The organism is Rhodococcus sp. AH-ZY2, assembly GCF_030916465.1.
GTDB lineage: Bacteria > Actinomycetota > Actinomycetes > Mycobacteriales > Mycobacteriaceae > Rhodococcus > Rhodococcus ruber.
This window is the reverse complement of the sequence record NZ_CP126458.1, coordinates 5,484,165-5,503,822: the sequence shown is the minus strand read 5'-3', so window position 1 is coordinate 5,503,822 and position 19,658 is coordinate 5,484,165. Positions and strand designations below refer to the sequence as shown.

The following is a 19,658-nucleotide window of genomic DNA, read 5'->3' as shown; positions in this document are numbered from 1 at the left end:
GCCGCCGGCACGCGGGCGGCGGACCGGCGTTACTCATACGGAAGGCACCTCGGAGGTGACGTGCTCGACGGGCCGCCGGTTCGCCGCCGGCAGCGCGAGCGCGGCCACGAACACCACCACCGCGCAGGCAGCGCACGCCAGGTAGGCGATCGAGAAGCCCGCCGCGGCGATGCCGCCGCTCACCAGATGCGCCGCAAGGACGGTCGCGACCACGGCGCTGCACACCGTGCTGCCCGTGGTGCGCAGCAGCACGTTGACGCCGTTCGCCGCGGCGGTCTGCTCGAGCGGGACCGCACCCATGATCAGCACCGGCAGTGTGCAGTACACGAGTGTGGTGCCGATGGCGGCGACACCGAGCGCCACCACCACCGACCACAGCGGCTTGTCGGGCACCGCATGCAGCGAGTAGCCGCCCAGCAGGAACAACGCGCCGGCCAGCATGGGGACCTTCGTGCCCCACCGGTCGGACAACCGCGCCGCGACGAGGGCGAACGACATCATCGCGAAGCTCGCCGGCAGCTGGCACAGGGCCGCGAGCAGGATCGGCAGCCCGTACCCGGCGCCGTGGTCGGGGTCGGCCTGCAGCAACTGCGTGGTGATGAGGGTGTTGCCGTAGAACGCGAACCCCACCAGCAGGGCGGCCAGGTGCGGCATCAGGACCGTGCGCCGCGCCGAGGCCCGCAGATCGACGAGCGGATTGCGGTTGCGCAGCTGCTGGAATCCCCACAGTCCGAACAGCACGACGGCGGCGGCGAACATCGACAGCACGGCGGGGCTGGTCCAGCCCCAGGTGCTGCCCTGGGTGAGGGGGACGAGCAGGCTCACCAGCGCGGCGCTCAGGCCGACCGCGCCGACGCCGTCGAACCGGCCGCCGGTGCGGGTGCGGGACTCGCGGATGAACACCGCGGCCGCGGTCGCCACCGCCGCGCCGATCGCGGTGGTGACCCAGAACAGCACGTGCCAATCCGCGAACTGGACGATGGCGGCGGCGAACGGGATGCCCAGCGCGGTGCCCAGGCCGAGGGTGGAGCTGAGCAGGGCGACGGCGCGTCCGACGCGGTCCCTGGGCAGTTCCTCCCGCAGGATCGACATGCCGATCGGAATGACCGCCGCGCCCGCGCCCTGCAGACCGCGGGCGGTGATGAGGACCGCGATGTTCGAGCTGATCGCGCACAGCAGCGATCCGACGGTCATCAGGACGAGCGCGACGAGCAGCATGCGCTTCTTGCCGACCATGTCGGCGAGCCGGCCGAAGATCGGGGTCATCACGGCCCCGACCAGCAGGGTGGCGGTCACCAGCCACGACACGGCCGTGGTGCCGGCGCCGGTCAGCGCCGGCATGCTCGGCAGCAGCGGCACCATGACCGTCTGCATGATCGCCTGGAAGATCGCCCCGACCGCGAGGATCGGGAAGACGAAACGCGACGGCCGGGGCGCGACCGCCGTCGCCGCCCCGCGGGCGGGCGGCCCGGCGAGCGACCGGTCCGGCCGGGATCCGCGCAGCCGGAGGGGGTGGGTGGACACGTACGCCATCGGCCCTCCTCCGCGCGGGGTGAATAATTGTTTACCAGGCTAAGTGAATAGCCGTTTACCCCGCAACAGAGGTGACCCGCATCTCACTCCGGGCCGTCGGTCACTCCGCCCCGTCGAGCAGCTCCTGCACCAGCGGCGCGTACCGCGCCACCACGTCCGGCACCGAACCGGTGGCGCGCTCCGCGAGCATGCGCCGCCGCATGATCGCCAGACCCATCACCATCGACATCGCCAGCTCCGCCCGCAACCGTGCATCCGGGCCGGGCAGGCGTGCCGCGAGCGCGTCGATCATCTGCTTCGAATAGTTCTCCCGGAGCTTGCTGTTGCTCTCCTCGCTCGCCCCGCTCATGAACAGGATGTTCATCGAGAGCGGCTTGTACGGTTCGAGCGGCCGCGCCAGCATCGACACCATCCGCTCCCCCAGCTGTTCGAGGGGACCGTCGAACAACACGTCCGCCGCGCTCTGGAAGTCGACCAGCGCGTCGAACAACTGCTCCTTGGAACCGAAGTACTTGATGATCAGCGCCGGGCTGACGCCGGCGTCCTCGGCGATGTCCTTGAGGGTGATCTCGCGGTACGGACGCGTCGCGAACGCCATGCCGGCCGCGTCGAGGATCCGGCGGCGCGTCTGCTCCCCGGTGCGTCTCGGGGCGGTCACAGTGTGCGTCGGCCCGAGAGCGCCCGCCCGAGGGTCAGCTCGTCGGCGAACTCGAGGTCGCCCCCCATGGGCAGACCGGACGCCAGCCGCGTCACGGTCAGGCCGGGGAAGTCCCGCAGCATCCGCACGAGGTACGTCGCCGTGGCCTCGCCCTCCGTGTTGGGGTCCGTCGCGATGATCACCTCGGTGACGTCGACGCCGTCCTCCTGATTGCCGATGCGGGTGAGCAGCTCACGGATCCGCAACTGGTCCGGACCGATGCCGCTGAGCGGATCGAGGGCGCCGCCGAGCACGTGGTAGCGCCCACGGAACTCGCGGGTGCGCTCGATGGCCTGCACGTCCTTCGGCTCCTCGACCACACAGATCTGGGTCCGGTCCCGGCGCGGATCGGAACAGATCCGGCACCGCTCCTGATCCGCCACCGTGCCGCACACCTCGCAGAACCGGACGCCGTCGCGCACCTGCTGCAGGGCCGCCTGCAGCCGGTCGAGCTCCGGCGGCTCGACCGACAACAGGTGGAACGCGATGCGCTGGGCGCTCTTCGGACCGATGCCCGGCAGCTTGCCGAGCTCGTCGATCAGGTCCTGGACCGGTCCCTCGTACACGTGACTCCTCTAGAAGCCGGGCAGACCGGGAATGCCGCCGCCGAGCCCACCGGCCAGGGGGCCGAGCTTCTCGGAGGCGATCTCCTGCGCCTTCGCCGACGCGTCGGCGATCGCGCCGATCACCAGGTCCTGCAGCGTCTCCACGTCCTCGGGGTCGACGACCTCGGGGTCGATCCGAAGGCCGACGACCTCACCGGTCCCCTTCACCGTCGCCGTCACCAGGCCGCCACCGGCCTGGCCGGTCACCTCCGCCTGCGCCATCTCCGCCTGGGCGGCCATCAGCTGCTGCTGCATCTGCTGCGCCTGCGCCAGGAGCTGCTGCATGTCGGGCATTCCACCGGGTTCCACAGGCATGTCCTTTCGCGGGATTTCGCAACTCAGGGTAGTCCGTCCCCGGTACCGTGACGGAATGCGCGTGCGTGGACTGTCCCGCCGGATCACCGTCGCCGCCACCTGCGTGCTGGCCCTGTCCCTGCCGGGAGTCCCCGCGACCGCGACCCCGGACCTGCCGCTGACCGGCCGCACCGTCTTCCTCGACCCCGGCCACAACGGCACCAACGACGCGAGCATCACCGCCCAGGTGCCCACCGGCCGCGGCGGCACCAAGAACTGCCAGACCACCGGCACCAGCACCGACTCGGGCTACGCGGAACACACCTTCAACTGGGACGTCGCGATGCTCGTGCGCGCCGAACTCGGGGAGCTCGGCGCGCACGTGCTGCTCAGCCGCCCCGACGACGCGTCCGTCGCGGCCTGCGTGGACCGGCGCGCGGAAGAGGCCAACGCCTCCGGCGCGGACGTCGTGGTCAGCCTGCACGCCGACGGCGGCCCCGCCGACGGGCGCGGCTTCCACGTCAACTACTCGGCGCCCCCGCTCGACGAGGTGCAGGCCGGCCCGTCCGTCGCCCTCGCCGTCGCCGTGCGCGACGCCCTCGTCGACGCCGGACTGACCCCGTCCACCTACCTCGGCACCGACGGCCTGCTCGGTCGCGACGACCTGGCCGGACTCAATCTGGCCCGACGGCCGTCGGTGCTGGTCGAGCTCGGCAACATGCGCAACGCGACGGACGCCGCGACGATGACCGATCCCGACGGGCGGCAGCGTTACGCCACCGCCGTCGTCGCCGGGATCGTCGCGTTCGCCGGCGACCCCGCCGACGCCCTCTAGTCCAGTTCGCGCTTCAGGTTCGCCAGCACCTGCTCCTGGATCTTGCGCAGCCCGAGCGGCGCGAAGGTCTTCTCGAAGAAGCCGCCGATGCCGCCCGCACCCTTCCACTCGGTCAACGTCACCACGGTCGAACCGGTGCCGTTGGGCACCACGCTCCACGTGGTCACCAGGGACGAGTTCGCGTCCCGCTCGGTGATCGTGCTGCCCGAGACCGCCACTCGCGCCTCGACGTCGCGAGCCCGCTTCTTCGTCGCCTGCAGGATCCAGTGCACGACCGTGCCGTCGCCGCGACCACCCGAGAGCACCCGGTAGTCGCGGTACTGCTCCGGGAGGATGCGCGGACGCACCGACTCGTAGTCCGCGAGGGCCTCGAGCACCCGCTCCGGCGCCGCGGCGAGCTGAATCGAACTGCTGGCGCTTACCTGTCCCACTGTTCCTCCTGTTGCCCGTGGGCCGCTCGGAGCGCGGCCGTCACCGGTTCCCATCCTGCCTGCTGCATCGTCGCGCCCGGGCGGGCCCGCGGGGCTATTGTGAAGGTCGCCACCGTGCGTCGCCCCAGGGAGTCGTATGCAGAAGCCGAAGTCAGTCGTAGTCCCGAGCGGAGAATCCGCACATCGGGCGGGTGTCGAGCGCCTGTTGCGTTCCTACCGCGCCATCCCTGCCGACGCCCCCGTGCGCCTGGCGAAGAAGACCTCCAACCTCTTCCGGGCCCGGGCCCGGGTGAACGCGCCCGGCCTCGACGTGTCCGGCCTCGGCGGCGTCGTCTCCGTCGACCCCGTCGCGCGCACCGCCGACGTCGCCGGCATGTGCACCTACGAGGACCTGGTCGACGCGACCCTGCCCCACGGCCTCGCACCCCTGGTGGTGCCGCAGCTGAAGACGATCACGCTCGGCGGCGCGGTCACCGGGCTCGGCATCGAGTCGACCTCCTTCCGCAACGGCCTGCCGCACGAGTCGGTCCTCGAGATGGACATCCTCACCGGCGCGGGCGAGATCGTCACCGCCACCCCCGACGGTGAGCACGCCGACCTGTTCCACGGTTTCCCCAACTCCTACGGCACCCTCGGCTACGCCACGCGCCTGCGCATCGAACTCGAACCGGTGAAACCGTACGTGGCGCTGCGGCATCTGCGGTTCGACTCGCTCGACGAGATGCAGTCGGCCCTCGACCGCATCGCCACCGAGCGGGTGCACGCCGGGGTGCCGGTCGACTACCTCGACGGGGTGATGTTCTCCGCCGCGGAGTCCTACCTGACCCTCGGGACGCAGACCGACGCCCCCGGCCCGGTCAGCGACTACACCGGCGAAAACATCTACTACCGCTCGATCCAGCACGCATCCGTCAACCATCCGCGGACCGACCGCCTCACCGTCCGGGACTACCTGTGGCGGTGGGACACCGACTGGTTCTGGTGCTCGCGCGCCTTCGGCGCCCAGGACCCCCGGATCCGGCGGCTGTGGCCGAAGCGCCTGCTCCGCAGCAGCTTCTACTGGAAGCTGATCGCCCTCGACCACCGCTACGGCGTCGCCGACCGTATCGAGCGGCGCAAGGGCAACCTGCCGCGCGAACGCGTCGTGCAGGACATCGAGGTGCCGATCGAACGGACCGCCGAGTTCCTGCGCTGGTTCCTCGACGAGATTCCGATCGAGCCGGTCTGGCTGTGCCCCTTGCGGTTACGGGAGGGCGGCCCGGTGGCGCGCGACGCCCAGCGGCCGTGGCCCCTGTACCCGCTCGAACCGAAACGCACCTATGTCAACGTCGGCTTCTGGTCGTCGGTCCCGGCCGTTGCCGGCGAGATCGAGGGCGCCGCGAACCGTCGCATCGAACACAAGGTCGCCGAGCTCGACGGCCACAAATCGCTGTACTCCGACTCGTACTACACGCGCGCGGAGTTCGAAGAGCTCTACTACGGCGGCGGGGACTATCCCGCCCTGAAGAAGCGTTACGACCCCGAATCCCGTTTGCTTGACCTCTTCTCGAAGGCGGTGCACAACAGATGACCACGTTGCGAGAACCAGGCATTCCCGACGGCCGGCTCACGCTCGCCCAGATTCTCGAGACCGTGACCGGCGGCGAGCTGCCGGTGCGGTTCACCGCGTACGACGGCTCCAGCGCCGGCCCGGCGGACGCCCCGTACGGCCTGCGGTTGACCTCCACGCGCGGCACGACCTATCTGGCGACGGCACCCGGCGACCTCGGCATGGCCCGCGCCTACGTCTCGGGTGACCTCGAAGCCGAAGGCGTCCATCCCGGCAACCCGTACGAGCTCCTGAAGGCCCTGGGCGACTTGCACTTCCAGCGTCCACCGGCACTGACGCTCGCGCAGATCGCCCGCTCGCTGGGGTTGGAGACGCTCAAGCCCATCGCGCCGCCCCCGCAGGAGCACCTGCCGCGCTGGCGCCGGTTCGCGGAGGGGCTCCGGCATTCGCGCAGCCGTGACGCCGAGGTGATCCACCATCACTACGACGTCTCCAACGCGTTCTACGAGCACGTCCTGGGCCCGTCCATGACGTACACGTGCGCGCTGTTCGACTCCGAGGCGCAGAGTCTCGAGGACGCACAGGAGAACAAGTACCGCCTCGTCTTCGAGAAGCTGCGGCTGCAGCCCGGGGACCGTCTCCTCGACATCGGCTGCGGCTGGGGCGGGATGGTGCGGTACGCGGCACGGCGCGGCGTCAAGGCACTCGGCGTCACCCTGTCGCGGGAGCAGGCGGAGTGGGCGCAGAAGGCCATCGCCGACGAGGGACTCACCGACCTCGCCGAGGTCCGCTTCTCCGACTACCGCGACGTGCCGGAGACGGGCTTCGACGCGATCTCCTCGATCGGGCTGACCGAGCACATCGGCGTGCAGAACTACCCCACGTACTTCCGGCGGTTGCACGACAAGCTGCGCGAGGGCGGCTTGCTGCTCAATCACTGCATCACCCGTCCGGTCAACCGCGGCCCCGTCAAGGCCGGGGGCTTCATCGACCGGTACGTCTTCCCCGACGGGGAACTCACCGGCTCGGGGCGCATCATCACCGAGATCCAGGACATCGGCCTCGAGGTGCTGCACGAGGAGAACCTGCGCCAGCACTACGCGCTGACCCTGAAGGGCTGGTGCGAGAACCTCGTCGCCAACTGGGACGCGTGCGTCGCTGAGGTCGGCGAGGGCACCGCCCGCGTGTGGGGCCTGTACATGGCCGGTTCCCGCCTCGGCTTCGAACGCAACGTCGTGCAGCTGCACCACGTCCTGGCCGTCAAGCTCGGCCCGGATCAGGAGCCGAACGTCCCGCTGCGCCCGTGGTGGGTCGCATAGGCCGCTCCGCGGCCCGTGCGCGGTTCTGGTAGTACCCACTACCAGAACCGCGCACGGCACGAGCAGGGGTTCGGCTCGTCCCGGACCCAGCCCAACCGGGTCAGCACCGTCTCCACCTCGCGCGCGACGTCGCACGGCGACGACGCCACCTCCCGGTATCCGAAGACCAGCCGCGATCGTCCGGCCAGCTCAGCGGCGTTGTCCCGACGCCGGTCGCGGAAGGCGACTTCGCGCATCGAATGCACCCACCTGCCGTCCAACCGCACCGTGAGCGGGCATCCGGCGCCGTCGTACGTGCAGTCCTCGTACAGGGTCCTGCCGTCCACGACGACCGGGCTCTGCCGGTCCGCCACGGGCAGTGCATGCGCACGCTCGACATCGATCGCGTAGTGGTACTCCAGGACGGACTGCACCCCCTCCGCCAGCAGTGTCACGGCCTCGTCGAGCGCGGTCCGATACCGGTACGGCGGCCGCTCCTCGAGTCGCCGTCGCACGGTGTGCAGCCGGATCCCGGCGTTCGTGACCGTGGAGATCAGCGACAGGTACGCCTCCCGCGGCGACGGCTGCGCGGTGGCCAGATCCAGTGCGGTGTCGACCTTGGTCGTGCGCGGCAGGTACCGATCGACGCCGATGTGGGCGTGCGCCCGGGACCGGTGCACGATCACCCCCGGATGAAGAACGGCGTCCGGCTTCGACACCGGGAGCGTCGCTTTCCGTCCGGGTGCCCGCATCGTCGCTCGCTGGGGTAGGGCCGACCTGCCCACGGGAACGGTGATGTGCACCGGTGCGGTGTCGTCGACCGGGAGCATGCCCCACAGCTCCGCCGCAGTGCGATGGCTCAGCATCGCCGCTCCACCCCCGTAGAGCAGCGCCGCCTCGAGCACCATGGTCCGTGTCAGCGGCCCGCTGCTGACGGCGTAGACGCCCTGCAGGACGCGCTGCCACCGCCCGGTGTCGAGCAGATGCCGCACTGTTCCCCGCCCCACCCCCAGGTCGGTCAGCTCGGTCTGGGTCACCAGGCCGGCTCGATCGTCGAACAGCTTCTGCACGTCGCTCTTCTCGAAGTCCCCCATGCGGTCGATGATGGCGGACCCCGCGACGAACGAGGGCCCCCGACCGTGGCCGGGAGCCCTCACCTGTGGAGAACTCGTGCGTGGTTTTGGTAGCGATGGCTACCAAAACCGCGCACGGGGGTCAGCGCAGGGACGCCGGGGGGGTGAAGCGCTCGCCGTACTTGGCGGCGAGTTCCTCGGCGCGCTTGACGAAGCCCTCCTTACCGCCGGGGTAGCCGGCGATGTACTGGGCGACGCCACCGGTCCAGGCCGGGAAGCCGATGCCGAGGATCGAGCCGATGTTGGCGTCGGCGGTGGTGCGCAGCACGCCCTCGTCGAAGCACTTCTGCGTCTCGATGGCCTCGATGAACAGCATCCGCTCGATCAGGTCCTGGATCGGGATGTCCGTGGGGGCACTGTCGAACTTCTCCCGCAGGCCCGGCCAGATGCGGCTGCGCTTGCCGTCGACGTACTCGTAGAAGCCGCCGCCGCCCGCACGGCCCGGACGGCCCTCGTCGACGAGGAAGTCGACGACGGTGGACGAATCGTCCTGCGGCACCTTCAGTCCCGACGCCTCGGTCGCCGCCTCGGTCTCCTTGCGGATCTTCTGCATCAGCGTCAGGTTCAGCTCGTCCGACAGCTGCAGCGGCGGCGCCGGGTAGCCGGCCTGCGAACCGGCCTGCTCGATCGTCGCCGGCTCGATGCCCTCGCCGACCATGCGGATCGCCTCGTTGACGAACGTGCCGATGACGCGCGAGGTGAAGAAGCCCCGCGAGTCGTTGACGACGATGGGGGTCTTGCGGATCTGCTGGGCGAGATCGAACGCCTTGGCCAGCGTCGCGTCGGAGGTCTTCTCCCCGGCGATGATCTCGAGCAGCGGCATCTTGTCGACCGGCGAGAAGAAGTGCAGGCCGATGAAGTCCTCCTGCCGCATCACGCCCTCCGCGAGACCGGTGATCGGCAGCGTCGAGGTGTTCGAACCGAGCACCGCGTCCGGCGCGACGACGTCCTGGATCTCCTGGAACACCTTGTGCTTGAGTTCGGTGTTCTCGAACACCGCCTCGATGACGAGGTCCGCACCCGCCAGATCGGCGACGTCCGCGCTGGGAGTGATGCGGGCAAGCAGCGCCGCGGACTTCTCCTCCGTCGTCTTGCCGCGCGAGAGCGCCTTGGCCTCGAGGCCCTCCGAGTACGCCTTACCCTTCTGCGCCGACTCGATCGAGACGTCCTTGAGGATCACGTCCATGCCGGCCTTGGCGCACACGTAGGCGATGCCCGCGCCCATCATGCCGGCGCCCAGCACGGCGACCTTCCGGAAGGTGGTCTTCGGGAACGGCGTGCCGTCGGCCTGGTTCGGCCGTGACGCACCGGAATTGATGGCCTGCATGTCGAAGAAGAACGCCTGGATCATGTTCTTGGCGACCTGGCCGGTGACGAGCTCGGTGAAGTACCGGCCCTCGATCTTCGACGCATTGTCGATGTCGACCTGCGAGCCCTCCACGGCGGCGGCCATGATGGCCCGCGGCGCCGGCATCGGGGCACCCTTGAGCTGCTTGCGCAGGTTCGCCGGGAACGCCGGCAGGTTCGCCGCGAACGCCGGCGACGCCGGGGTACCACCGGGGATCTTGAAGCCCTTCTTGTCCCAGGGCTGCACGCCGCCCTCGGGGTTGGCCTTGATCCACGCCTTGGCGGCGGGGACGAGTTCGTCGATGCCGCCGACGATCTCGTCGATCAGGCCGATCTCCTTCGCCTTGGCCGGGTTGTAGCGCTGCCCCTGCAGCAGCACCTGCATCAGCGCGGTCTGCAGACCCAGCATCCGCACGGTGCGGGTGACGCCGCCACCGCCGGGCAGCAGGCCCAGCGTGGCCTCGGGCAGGCCGATCTGGACGCCCTTGACGTCGGCCGCGATGCGGTGGTGGGTGGCGAGCGCGATCTCGAGGCCGCCGCCGAGGGCCGCGCCGTTGATCGCGGCGACGACGGGCTTGCCGAGGGTCTCGAGCCGGCGCAGGTCCGCCTTGATCGCCTCGACCTCGTCGAAGATCCGCTGCGCGTCCTCCGGCCCGACCTTGATCATGTTCTTCAGGTCGCCGCCGGCGAAGAAGGTCTTCTTGGCGGAGGTGATCACGACACCGGTGATGTCGTCCTTCTCGGCGACGAGGCGGTCGACGGTGGCCTTCATCGACGCCTTGTACAGCTCGTTCATGGTGTTCGCGCCCTGGTTCGGGTCGTCGAGGGTCAGCACCACGATGCCGTCGGCGTCGCGCTCCCAGCCGATCATGTTGTTCTCAGTCACTGTGAATTCCCCAGTCCCTTCCGAAGTTTCAGACGCGCTCGATGATCGTGGCCACACCCATGCCGCCACCGATGCAGAGGGTGACGAGGGCGCGGCGGGCACCGCGGCGCTCGAGCTCGTCGACCATCGTTCCCATGATCATGGCGCCGGTCGCGCCGAGCGGGTGCCCCATCGCGATGGCGCCGCCGTTGACGTTGAGCTTCTCGTCCGGGATCTTCAGGTCCTTCTGGAACTTGAGCACGACGGACGCGAACGCCTCGTTGATCTCGAACAGATCGATGTCGTCCACGGTCAGGCCGGCGGCGGCGAGGACCTTGTGCGCGGCCGGGGTGGGACCGGTGAGCATGATTGTCGAGTCCGCACCCGAGGTGGCGGTGGCGACGATGCGCGCCCGCGGGGTCAGACCCATGTCCTTGCCGGCCTGCTCGGAACCGACGAGCACCAGCGCGGCGCCGTCGACGATGCCGGAGCTGTTGCCGCCGTGGTGGACGTGGTCGATCTTCTCCACGAAGTGGAACTTCTGCAGCGCGACGGCGTCGAAGCCGCCCATCTCGCCGACCATCGCGAACGACGGCTGCAGTCCGGCCAGACCCGCGAGGGTGGTGTCGGGACGCATGTGCTCGTCGTGGTCGAGGACGGTCAGGCCGTTCTGGTCCTTGACCGGCACCACGGACTTGGCGAAGTAGCCGCCGGACCAGGCCGCCGCGGCGAGCTGCTGCGAGCGGAGCGCGTAGGCGTCGACGTCCTCGCGGCTGAAGCCCTCCATGGTGGCGATCAGGTCGGCGCTGACACCCTGCGGCACGAAGTAGGTGTCGTAGTTGGTGGCGGGGTCCAGCGCCCACGGGCCGCCGTCGGAGCCCATCGGCACCCGCGACATCGATTCGACGCCGCCCGCGACGACGAGTTCGTCCCAGCCGGAACGGACCTTCTGCGCGGCCATGTTCACAGCCTCGAGGCCGGAGGCGCAGAAGCGGTTGATCTGCACGCCGCCGACGGTGTCGGGCATGCGCGCCGCGGTCACCGCGGTGCGGGCGATGTCGGCGCCCTGGTCGCCCACCGGCCCGACGACGCCGAGGATCAGGTCCGAGATGCGGTTCTCGTCCAGGTCCGGGAACCGCACGCGCAGTTCGTCGATCAGGCCGGTGACCAGGGAGATCGGCTTGACCGAGTGCAGCGACCCGGTCTTCTTGCCGCGGCCGCGCGGAGTTCGGATGGCTTCGTAGATGAATGCCTCGGAGGTCACAGTGCGCAGGTTCCTTCCCGTGCTTTGCGGATGCGAGGGGCGCCAGCTCGTGACAGCCGTCACGCCCGACGTCGTCCACCCTAGGAGCCGGGACGCCGCGGACTGAAGGACCGAACCGAGCGGAGTCCGTGACCGAACCGAGCGGACGTTCACACCCCCAGGCCGGCCTCGCGGGCCTGCACGATCGCGGTCGACCGGTCGGCCGCGCCGAGCTTGCCGAGCACGTTCGACACGTGGTTGCGCACCGTCTTCGGGCTCAGCACCAGGCGGCGGGCGATGGTGGCGTTGTCGTGCCCGCGCGCCATCAGGTCCAGCACCTCGCGTTCCCGGTCGGTCAGTTCCGGGAAGACCGTGGGCGCGAGGGTGCGGGAGGCCGCCATCGCGCCGATCGCCTTGGCGGCGACGGCGGCGCCGACGATGACCTCGCCGTCCGCGACGGCCCGGATCGCCCGCTCCACGCCCGACGGGTCCGCACCCTTGACGAGATAGCCGCGCGCCCCGGCGCGCACCGACGCGACGAGCGAGTCCTCGTCCTCGTGCATGGTCACCACCAGCACCCGCAACTCGGGGAACCGTCCGAGCAGCAGCCGGGTCGCCTCGATGCCCGAGCCGTCCCCGAGTTCGAGGTCCATGAGCACGACGTCGACGTCCGCGGTGATCACCTCGAGCGCCTCGGCGACCGAACTTGCCTGCGCCACCACCTCGATGCCGTCGAGGGTGCCCAGCAGGGCGACGAGGCCGAGCCGGAACACGGGATGATCGTCGACGACGGCGACGGCGATCGCCGTGGGGGCGCTCACGACGGTCCCCACGGCAGGTGCGCCGTGACGACGGTGCCGTGCGGCTGCGCCCCCGTGATCGCGACGCTGCCGCCGACGTCCTCGGCGCGTTCGCGCATGCTGTGCGTCCCCACTCCCCGTCGCGCGTTCCGGTCCATCCCCCGGCCCGCGTCGCGCACCTCGAGGGTGAGCCGGTCCGCCGAGGCCCGCACGCGCACGCGGCATCCGTCGGCCCCGCTGTGCCGCCGCGCATTGGTGACCGCCTCGGCGGCGATGCCGTACGCCGCCGCGACGACCGGACCGCTGCGGCCCGAGGGCACGTCGGCGTCCACCTCGACGCGAAACCCACTGCGCGAGTGGACAGCCGACATCTCCTCGAGCGCGGCGGCGAGACCGAGCTCGTCGAGCGCGGGCGGGAGCAGCCCCCGGGAGAGCTCGCGCACCCCCTCGACCTGGTGGTCGAGTTCGCGCAGCAGGGAGTCGATCAGCGGAACGGCGTCGGCGGAGTCGGTGTCGACGAGGTTGCGGGCGCCCTGCAGCCCGAGCCGGATCCCGGCCAGCGACGGACCGAGCCCGTCGTGCAGTTCCCGGCGGATGGTGCGGCGTTCGGCGAGCCGGGCCTCGGTGAGCCGGGCACGGGCCGCGTCGAGCTCCTCCGAGGATCGCAGCACCACGAGACCGGCCTCGACCACGGAGGCGAGTTCGCCGAGTGCGCGGAGGCTGCGCGGCCCGAGGGTCTCGCCGGGTGGCGCCGTCACCGCGACCCGGCCGTCGCGCAGGACGACCTCCTCGGCGGGCCCGGTGGGGGTGCCCCAGCGGGCGAGCACCTCGTCGCCGCGGCGCACCGTCACGGACTCGAGTCGCAGCGCGACGCCGATGCCGGCGGCGAGATCCTCGAGCAGTTGCCGCGGCGTCTGTGCCCCGGCGAAGTGCCGGCCGAGCCGGCGCACCGCGCTCGCCGGATCGTCGCCCTCGCCGTAGACGAGGATGTGCACGCGCCGCGTCAGCCAGGCCCGGACCGGCTGCACCGCCAGCGCCACCGCGACCGCGGCGACGGCCTGGGCCACGACCGAGCCGTCCGTGGGCAGGATCAGGGCGACGGTGGCGGTCACGACGAGGTAGCCGGTGGCGAGTACCGCGACGAGGCTGCCGGCGACGGCTGCGCGGCTGACGGCGAGGTCGAGCCCCCACAATCGTTGCCGCAGCACCACCACGAGGATCGCGATCGGGTAGAACGCCTGGGTGGCCAGGTGCAGCAGCGGGGTGAGCATCCACGGCAGGCCGGGCACCGCGAGCGGGATGTAGGACACGGCCATCAGTGCGGTGCCGAGCGCGAGCCAGCCCAGGCCGATGCGGTCGGACACCGGGCCGCGCCGCCACCGGTAGGTGATGTCCGCCGCGGCGAGCAGACCGACGGTGACGACGGGCAGCACGAGCCAGCCGACGGCGGTGCCGGTGAAGGTACGGGCCCAGAAGAACCAGCCGGTGACCGCGGCACCGGTGAGCACACCGAGGCGGGCGCGCCGGTCGAGCGGTGTGTCACGGACCAACCAGGGCACCACCAGGAACAGCGCCAGGGTGCCGGGGATCCACGTGGTGCTCTGCAGGGGCGCGAGGACCCCGGCGAACGGCAGTCCGGGCCGCACCTGCGCGAGCTTCGTCCACGCGTAGCTCAGGGCCGACAGCCCGACGCCGATCGAGGCGAGCGAGAGCAGCAGCGGCACCGGATGCACCCGGCGGGCGAGCACCACCCCGGCGACGGTGCCGTATACCGCGGCACCGACGACGTCGACGAGGAAGAACAGCTGGTCCGAGTCGAGGTCCGGACGAGCGGCCGCGAAGACGGCGAGGGCGGCGACGGCGAGACCGCACGACAGCACGGCGACGACGGCGGCGGGCCCCGGTGCGCCACCGGTGCCCGCCGCCGTCTCGGATGCGTCCGCAACAGCCATGGTGCGGTGAGTATGCCCCGCGGCCGGTCCCGTCGCGCGGCAGCCTATCGGCGTGCCCTGTCGGAGACGGCGAATCCGACGCCGGCGACGAGCACCCACACCGGGCCGACGAAGCCGGCCATGTACTGCAGCGGGGAGATCCCGAGCAGCGCCGTCAGGCCGCCGAGCACCACGCTCGCCCAGCCCAGCCACTGCGGCGTCGCGCCGTGGCGCAGCGAGGCGGCGGCCACCGCCAGGCCGCTGACCCCCGCGCCCACCCACAGCCACGGGATCGTGCCGACCCAGTGCGAACCGACGACGGCGACCTCGGCGACCATCTGTCCCGGCTCGCTCAGCCCGAACAGCAATTCGGTGTCGAGGCCGGCGCCGAGCAGGCAGGCCGTCGCGGTGAGCAGCAGCCCGAACGCCGCGACGGCCGGCAGGAGGCTGTCGTCGGGCAGTGCGATCCGCAGGCGGCGCTGCAGACCCGCGGCGAAGATCAGCAGCAGCACCGTCGACACCATCAGCGACAGGTGCATCACCAGCAGTTCGGTCCGCTCACCCGCGAAGGCGTCGGCGATGGCGGACGCGTTGCCCGCCGTGGATTCGTCGTAGGCGGCGCCCATGCCCATGCTCGCCTGGATGGCGACCACCCCGGCGAGGCCGGCGACGGCCCCGCCCCAGGCCCAGGCGCTCGACGACGCGCGCCGTGCGCCCGTGCGGCTGTCCTCCGTCACGCTCGCTGTGCTCATCGGTGTCCCTCCCTCGTCCCGGCGCGCTCTGCGCCTGACGGAGAGGGTGCTGCGCCCGGTGTCCCGGTCGCCAGGGACACCCGTCCCGTCCCGGTGGGAATTCTCCCGGCGCGGCGCCGGTGCAAGTTGCGCGCGTCGGACGCACGTGGCGCGCGTCAGGGCAAGTTGCGCGCGTCGGTGCGAGTTGCGCGCGTAAGTACGAGCGCAACAGGCACTTTCGCGCGCGGAACCCCAAAAGGAGGGGGTGGGGGGACCGGACGTGGTTCACACCAGGGCGGGGCCGATCACCAGCAGCGCGACGAGGGCGATCAGCGCCGAGCAACCGGCGATGGCCACACCACCGGCCGGCGACTCGACGTCACCGAACAGCGGTTCGTCCTCGTCCCAGCACCACCGCGGCATCACTCAATGGAAGCGGTTCGGGCGCGCATCCGCAACGGCCGGGAGACATTCGCCGCAAGGACCGGACAATGTGCGCCGCGCGTCCCGTACCGCAGGAGTTCTTCGGGCGGTCACCGCGGGGGTTGCACGGTCAGCAGGTCCCCGACGGTGCAGCCGAGGACGTGACAGATCGCGGTCAGTGTCGAGAACCGGATGGCGCGAGCGCGGTCGTTCTTCAGCACGGACAGGTTGGCGACGCTGACCCCGACCCGTTCGGACAGCGTCGCGAGGGTCATGCCGCGCTCGGCGAGCAGGTCGTCGAGCCGGCAGTGGACGGCGTGTTCTGCCTCCGGCGGCATCACACGAGTCCTTCCTGGTCGCGTGCCATCCGGTTGCCCACCCGGATCGCGATCGCAACCGCAGAGAGCACCATCGCCCCGGCGTACACCAGCCAGAACTCGGCTCCGAGCCAACTGCCCTCGACGCCGGGGACGTGGGTGAGACCGAGATCGCGGATCGCCATGTTGGTGCCCGTGATCCGGGGGAACATCGGAACCAGGGCGATGGTCAGTGCCACCCAGCCGAGGTGGTAGGTGAGCCGGTAGGTGCCGTGGTCGAACATCCGGCCCTGCACGAACCGGCGCACGAGCAGGGCCAGCAGCCCCAGCACGGCCAGGTAGCTCAGCGTCTGCGCCGCGTCGCCCGTCCGCAGCAGCGCGACGGTCACCGGCGACAGCTCGGCGACCGGCAGCGAGGTGGTCACCGCGCCGTCGAGTGACGCCTGCACACCGGACGGCGTGGGGACGGGGGTGGCCGCCTCGCCGAGTTCCATGCGCGCGGTCACCGTCGCGGCCGAGAGCTGCCCGGACAGGGTGGCGACGTAGTCGGCGACGACCACCGCCGCGGTACCGGCGAACACGGCCATGCTCGCCCACAGGTCGCGCCGGTCCTTCGCGGTGGGCCGGAGAACGGACACCGAAGACGTACTCATGACACCCTCCCATATCGATTATCGATAGCCTATCGATAATCGATATGGGAGGCAACGTGACGGGATCGGATCACGCCAGGCGGATCGGGGCGACGACGTCCGCGACGACGGTCAGCACCGTGAAGGCACCCCCGGCGACGACGAACGCGTAGGTCACCGGCAGCAACTTCCCGAAGTCGACCGGCCCCGCGTCGGACAGACCTCGCAGCCGGCGCACCCGGTTACGACACGCCTCGTAGACGGCGACGGCCGTGTGCCCGCCGTCGAGGGGCAGCAGCGGCAGCAGATTGACCAGGCCGACGAACAGGTTCAGCCCGACCATCAGCAACACGAACGATTCCCACATGCCCCGTTCCGCAGCCTGCCCGCCCAGGGACGCGGCGCCCACGACACTGACCGGGGTGTCCGCGTCGCGCTCGCCGCCCGTCACGGAGTGCCACAGCGACGCCACCTTCGACGGGGCGCTCGCCAGCGTCCGCGCCGACGCCACGACGAGGTCCCCGGTGAACGCGAACGCGGCCGGAACGGCGGCGACGAGGCCGTAGCGGACCGGACCGGCGACCGGTTGTGCGGAGAGGCCGATCGCCCCGACGGTCGTCGACCGCTCGACCCCGGACCGGGGGTCGACCACCCAGCGCTGCACCGGTTCGACAGCGACCGGCACCCGCAGTTCCCGTCCCTGCCGATCGATCACCAGTTCGACGACTCCCGAACTCTGCCACACCCTTTCGACGAGATCACCGAACCGGGCGACGTCCCTTCCGTCCACGGCGAGGACGACGTCGCCGGGGCGTATCCCGGCCGACGCGGCCGGTCCCGGCCCGTCACACCCGACGAGTCCGTATCCGGGCGCCGGCCCCTGCGACGGCGGGACGCACCCGACGGACTCGACCACGATCCTCGGGTGCAGATCCGGCAGACCCCACCCGACCGCAAGCCCGAGGACGAGCACCACGGCAAGCAGGAAATTCATACAGACGCCACCGGACATCACGGCCACGCGCTTCCACGTCCGCTGCCGATACAACGCCCGGTCGTACTCGCCGGGGGCCAGTTCGTCGAGGGCGGTGGTGCCGGCGATCTCGCAGAACCCCCCGACCGGGAACAGGCCGAGGCCGTACTCGGTCTCCCCGCGGCGGAACGAGAAGACCGTCGGGCCGCGACCGACTGCGAAGCGGCGCACCTTCATTCCGAGACGCCGCGCCACCCACAGGTGACCGGCCTCGTGCAGGGCGACGGACACGGCGAGGGCGAGCGCGAACAGCGCGACGCCGAGGGCGAACATCAGGGGTGATACGTCGCGTGCTCGCGAATGTATCCGCTGACGTTGCCCTCCGGATCGCAGATCATGTCACCCTCGAGGCACTCGGTGGTGACCGGGATGTGCCGCAGCTCGCCGGCCGGCTGCGGAAGGGTGATCCCGGGAACGAGCGGACCGGCGTACTGGGCGGGCCGGCCCTGTGCCGGATCGGCGATCAGGTGCACCCGGACGCGGTCCTGAAGGTCGGTGCCGTCGTCGTGCACGGGCGGCACCGCGTCGATCTCCATCGCCACCCGGCGCACGACGATCGCACCCTGGGAGTAGCCGTACAGCTCGTAGCGCGTGCGCGGCCCGCAGGCGGCCTCGGTCCGGCCGATCTCCGCCCACAGGTTCTGCACGCCGATCTGCACCGACTGGTCCATGAACGTGTCCCAGCCGAACACCCCGGCCACCATGCCCGCCGGGTACCGCACGTGCCGCACCGCGAAGTCGGAACTGTCACGGTACTGATCGGTGTAGGAGTTGAGGGGGCTGTCGGGGTCGATCGAGTCCGGCGTTTCGGGACCCTTCGTGCCGTCGACGGCGAGCACCACGGTCGGCGCACAGTAGGCAGCCGGGGACGGGTCGGCATGGGCGATCGACACGGCACCGAACATCGAACCGATGGTCAGCGCGCCGACGATCGCCACCCGGACAGCGGAAAGGATCATCGAAACCGTCCTTCAGCCCATGGGATCCAACCCAACGATTCCCGACCGCGTTCATAAGTAAGCACAGCGATCGTAAGTCCGCAAATCGAAGACACGGGTGCGACGCACCGTGGTGGGCTCAGCGGACGACATCGACCGGATCCACGAAACTGTAACTCCGAGTACGCAGACCGTCGATGATCGCGGGCAGCGCATCGGCATCGAGAGTCGTGCCGTCGTCGGGGTTCGTGCCCACGTGCATCAGGACGAGCTGGCCGGGCACGGCTGCGGAGACGACCCGTTCGGTGACCGCCCCGACGTCGAGACCACCGCTGGTGCCTTTCCAGCCGAGCGAGTCCACCGTCCAGCGCACCGGCACATACCCGGCATCGTTGACGACGCGGATGTCGACGTCGGTGCGAGCACCGAACGGAAACCGGAACAACGGCACGGCCGGGCGACCCGTCAGTGCCGTGATCGCGGCCTCGGCCGCAGCAAGATCGGCTCTGATCTGCTCGTCCGTCAGATCCGGATAGGCAGGGTGGGTGTCGCTGTGGTTCCCCGCTCTACCCCGCGATCGCCGGGTCGAGCCCCCGGGTGCGGTGGAACACCACGCTCACGGCGAGGAGGATCTCCGCAGCCGCGACCGCCAGTGCGGCCGCCATGAGCGGAGGCATCGATGCGTCCGCTGCGCCGCCGGCGACCACCGGCACAGCGTGCCCGTGGTGGCCGCCTCCCGCACCTGCGGGACTCATCGTGGTCAGGTGCAGCATGATCATCACGACGTTCATGACGGTGACCAGGATCCAGTCCCGCTGGTTTCCGCGCCGCCAGAGATGGCGCGCGCAGTAGAGGCACCCGGCGGTCATGACGAGCGTCAGGACCGCCGGCGCCGGGGAGGGTGCGTGCCCCCCGAGTGCGCCGACGTGCAGCACGGCGGACGCGACGGCCAGGGCGGCGGCCGCCCGGCCGCACCACGGGAACGTGGTGCGACGGGCGGCCGGATCGGTGGTGGACACGGCC

The 19,658-nt window shown here is 70.8% G+C and carries 21 protein-coding genes; 3 read left to right on the top strand and 18 right to left on the bottom strand.

Annotated features, from left to right (window positions below; genetic code table 11):
• Positions 1-33 precede the first annotated feature (33 nt).
• From QNA09_RS26335 to QNA09_RS26320, 4 genes are all read right to left on the bottom strand, one after another.
• Positions 34-1,533, bottom strand: a complete 1,500-nt coding sequence (locus tag QNA09_RS26335) for an MFS transporter (RefSeq protein ID WP_010594930.1) — start codon at positions 1,531-1,533, stop codon at positions 34-36.
• Between the two features lie 100 nt (positions 1,534-1,633).
• Positions 1,634-2,191: a TetR/AcrR family transcriptional regulator gene (locus QNA09_RS26330; protein ID WP_010594929.1), complete on the bottom strand. Its 558-nt coding sequence runs from the start codon at positions 2,189-2,191 to the stop codon at positions 1,634-1,636.
• The gene (gene recR, locus QNA09_RS26325; RefSeq protein WP_010594928.1) at positions 2,188-2,796 is read right to left on the bottom strand and encodes a recombination mediator RecR; all 609 of its coding nucleotides are present in this window, start codon (positions 2,794-2,796) and stop codon (positions 2,188-2,190) included. The genes QNA09_RS26330 and recR overlap by 4 nt, the downstream gene beginning before the upstream one ends.
• A 9-nt stretch (positions 2,797-2,805) precedes the next feature.
• The gene (locus QNA09_RS26320) at positions 2,806-3,129 is read right to left on the bottom strand and encodes a YbaB/EbfC family nucleoid-associated protein (RefSeq protein ID WP_010594927.1); all 324 of its coding nucleotides are present in this window, start codon (positions 3,127-3,129) and stop codon (positions 2,806-2,808) included.
• Positions 3,130-3,205: 76 nt separating this feature from the next.
• Here QNA09_RS26320 and QNA09_RS26315 point away from each other — a divergent pair, with 76 nt between their 5' ends.
• Positions 3,206-3,964, top strand: coding sequence for an Rv3717 family N-acetylmuramoyl-L-alanine amidase (locus QNA09_RS26315; RefSeq protein WP_119699341.1), 759 nt, complete (start codon positions 3,206-3,208; stop codon positions 3,962-3,964).
• Here the strand turns inward: QNA09_RS26315 and QNA09_RS26310 are convergent.
• Positions 3,961-4,395 (bottom strand): SRPBCC family protein, encoded by a 435-nt coding sequence (locus QNA09_RS26310; RefSeq protein ID WP_010594925.1) that lies wholly within the window; start codon positions 4,393-4,395, stop codon positions 3,961-3,963. The genes QNA09_RS26315 and QNA09_RS26310 overlap by 4 nt on opposite strands.
• Before the next feature lie 136 nt (positions 4,396-4,531).
• Here QNA09_RS26310 and QNA09_RS26305 point away from each other — a divergent pair, with 136 nt between their 5' ends.
• Complete coding sequence (locus QNA09_RS26305) at positions 4,532-5,965, top strand: FAD-binding oxidoreductase (RefSeq protein ID WP_010594924.1); 1,434 nt, start codon at positions 4,532-4,534, stop codon at positions 5,963-5,965.
• Positions 5,962-7,263, top strand: a complete 1,302-nt coding sequence (locus QNA09_RS26300; RefSeq protein WP_010594923.1) for a class I SAM-dependent methyltransferase — start codon at positions 5,962-5,964, stop codon at positions 7,261-7,263. The genes QNA09_RS26305 and QNA09_RS26300 overlap by 4 nt, the downstream gene beginning before the upstream one ends.
• A 38-nt stretch (positions 7,264-7,301) precedes the next feature.
• Here QNA09_RS26300 and QNA09_RS26295 read toward each other — a convergent pair whose 3' ends face one another.
• The 13 genes from QNA09_RS26295 to QNA09_RS26235 all read right to left on the bottom strand — a co-directional run bounded on the left by QNA09_RS26295 (position 7,302) and on the right by QNA09_RS26235 (position 19,654).
• Positions 7,302-8,336, bottom strand: coding sequence for a type IV toxin-antitoxin system AbiEi family antitoxin domain-containing protein (locus QNA09_RS26295; protein ID WP_048773631.1), 1,035 nt, complete (start codon positions 8,334-8,336; stop codon positions 7,302-7,304).
• Between the two features lie 121 nt (positions 8,337-8,457).
• Positions 8,458-10,608, bottom strand: a complete 2,151-nt coding sequence (locus QNA09_RS26290) for a 3-hydroxyacyl-CoA dehydrogenase NAD-binding domain-containing protein (RefSeq protein WP_026137955.1) — start codon at positions 10,606-10,608, stop codon at positions 8,458-8,460.
• A 28-nt stretch (positions 10,609-10,636) separates the two neighbouring features.
• A complete protein-coding gene (locus QNA09_RS26285) occupies positions 10,637-11,851 on the bottom strand; it encodes an acetyl-CoA C-acetyltransferase (protein WP_010594920.1) in 1,215 nt (404 codons plus the stop codon).
• 149 nt (positions 11,852-12,000) lie between these two features.
• On the bottom strand, positions 12,001-12,663 hold the full coding sequence (locus QNA09_RS26280; protein WP_010594919.1) for a response regulator transcription factor: 663 nt from the start codon (positions 12,661-12,663) through the stop codon (positions 12,001-12,003).
• Positions 12,648-14,582, bottom strand: coding sequence for a histidine kinase (locus QNA09_RS26275; protein WP_048773629.1), 1,935 nt, complete (start codon positions 14,580-14,582; stop codon positions 12,648-12,650). The genes QNA09_RS26280 and QNA09_RS26275 overlap by 16 nt, the downstream gene beginning before the upstream one ends.
• A 44-nt stretch (positions 14,583-14,626) precedes the next feature.
• Positions 14,627-15,313: a hypothetical protein gene (locus QNA09_RS26270; protein WP_048773627.1), complete on the bottom strand. Its 687-nt coding sequence runs from the start codon at positions 15,311-15,313 to the stop codon at positions 14,627-14,629.
• Positions 15,314-15,577: 264 nt separating this feature from the next.
• Complete coding sequence (locus QNA09_RS26265) at positions 15,578-15,715, bottom strand: hypothetical protein (protein ID WP_017681507.1); 138 nt, start codon at positions 15,713-15,715, stop codon at positions 15,578-15,580.
• A gap of 110 nt (positions 15,716-15,825) precedes the next feature.
• Positions 15,826-16,053, bottom strand: coding sequence for a helix-turn-helix transcriptional regulator (locus QNA09_RS26260; protein WP_017681506.1), 228 nt, complete (start codon positions 16,051-16,053; stop codon positions 15,826-15,828).
• Positions 16,053-16,685, bottom strand: a complete 633-nt coding sequence (locus QNA09_RS26255; RefSeq protein ID WP_225223152.1) for a hypothetical protein — start codon at positions 16,683-16,685, stop codon at positions 16,053-16,055. Before QNA09_RS26255 ends, QNA09_RS26260 begins: the two co-directional genes overlap by 1 nt.
• A 70-nt stretch (positions 16,686-16,755) precedes the next feature.
• Positions 16,756-17,970 carry an RIP metalloprotease gene (locus QNA09_RS26250; protein ID WP_283108482.1) on the bottom strand — a complete coding sequence of 405 codons (1,215 nt, stop codon included), beginning with the start codon at positions 17,968-17,970 and terminating at the stop codon, positions 16,756-16,758.
• A complete protein-coding gene (locus tag QNA09_RS26245) occupies positions 17,970-18,656 on the bottom strand; it encodes a cutinase family protein (protein WP_010594913.1) in 687 nt (228 codons plus the stop codon). Before QNA09_RS26245 ends, QNA09_RS26250 begins: the two co-directional genes overlap by 1 nt.
• Positions 18,657-18,774: 118 nt before the next feature.
• Positions 18,775-19,146, bottom strand: a complete 372-nt coding sequence (locus QNA09_RS26240; protein ID WP_237658207.1) for a polysaccharide deacetylase family protein — start codon at positions 19,144-19,146, stop codon at positions 18,775-18,777.
• A 55-nt stretch (positions 19,147-19,201) separates the two neighbouring features.
• Positions 19,202-19,654, bottom strand: coding sequence for a hypothetical protein (locus QNA09_RS26235; RefSeq protein WP_140188229.1), 453 nt, complete (start codon positions 19,652-19,654; stop codon positions 19,202-19,204).
• Positions 19,655-19,658 lie beyond the last annotated feature (4 nt).

Excerpts from the sequence above, each read along its gene's own strand:
- QNA09_RS26335 (WP_010594930.1), bottom strand. The coding sequence starts at position 1,533 with ATGGCGTACGTGTCCACCCACCCCCTCCGGCTGCGCGGATCCCGGCCG.
- QNA09_RS26320 (WP_010594927.1), bottom strand. The coding sequence starts at position 3,129 with ATGCCCGACATGCAGCAGCTCCTGGCGCAGGCGCAGCAGATGCAGCAG.
- QNA09_RS26315 (WP_119699341.1), top strand. The coding sequence starts at position 3,206 with ATGCGCGTGCGTGGACTGTCCCGCCGGATCACCGTCGCCGCCACCTGC.
- QNA09_RS26305 (WP_010594924.1), top strand. The coding sequence starts at position 4,532 with ATGCAGAAGCCGAAGTCAGTCGTAGTCCCGAGCGGAGAATCCGCACAT.
- QNA09_RS26300 (WP_010594923.1), top strand. The coding sequence starts at position 5,962 with ATGACCACGTTGCGAGAACCAGGCATTCCCGACGGCCGGCTCACGCTC.
- QNA09_RS26295 (WP_048773631.1), bottom strand. The coding sequence starts at position 8,336 with ATGGGGGACTTCGAGAAGAGCGACGTGCAGAAGCTGTTCGACGATCGA.
- QNA09_RS26275 (WP_048773629.1), bottom strand. The coding sequence starts at position 14,582 with ATGGCTGTTGCGGACGCATCCGAGACGGCGGCGGGCACCGGTGGCGCA.
- QNA09_RS26270 (WP_048773627.1), bottom strand. The coding sequence starts at position 15,313 with ATGAGCACAGCGAGCGTGACGGAGGACAGCCGCACGGGCGCACGGCGC.
- QNA09_RS26265 (WP_017681507.1), bottom strand. The coding sequence starts at position 15,715 with ATGCCGCGGTGGTGCTGGGACGAGGACGAACCGCTGTTCGGTGACGTC.
- QNA09_RS26260 (WP_017681506.1), bottom strand. The coding sequence starts at position 16,053 with ATGCCGCCGGAGGCAGAACACGCCGTCCACTGCCGGCTCGACGACCTG.
- QNA09_RS26255 (WP_225223152.1), bottom strand. The coding sequence starts at position 16,685 with ATGAGTACGTCTTCGGTGTCCGTTCTCCGGCCCACCGCGAAGGACCGG.
- QNA09_RS26250 (WP_283108482.1), bottom strand. The coding sequence starts at position 17,970 with ATGTTCGCCCTCGGCGTCGCGCTGTTCGCGCTCGCCCTCGCCGTGTCC.
- QNA09_RS26245 (WP_010594913.1), bottom strand. The coding sequence starts at position 18,656 with ATGATCCTTTCCGCTGTCCGGGTGGCGATCGTCGGCGCGCTGACCATC.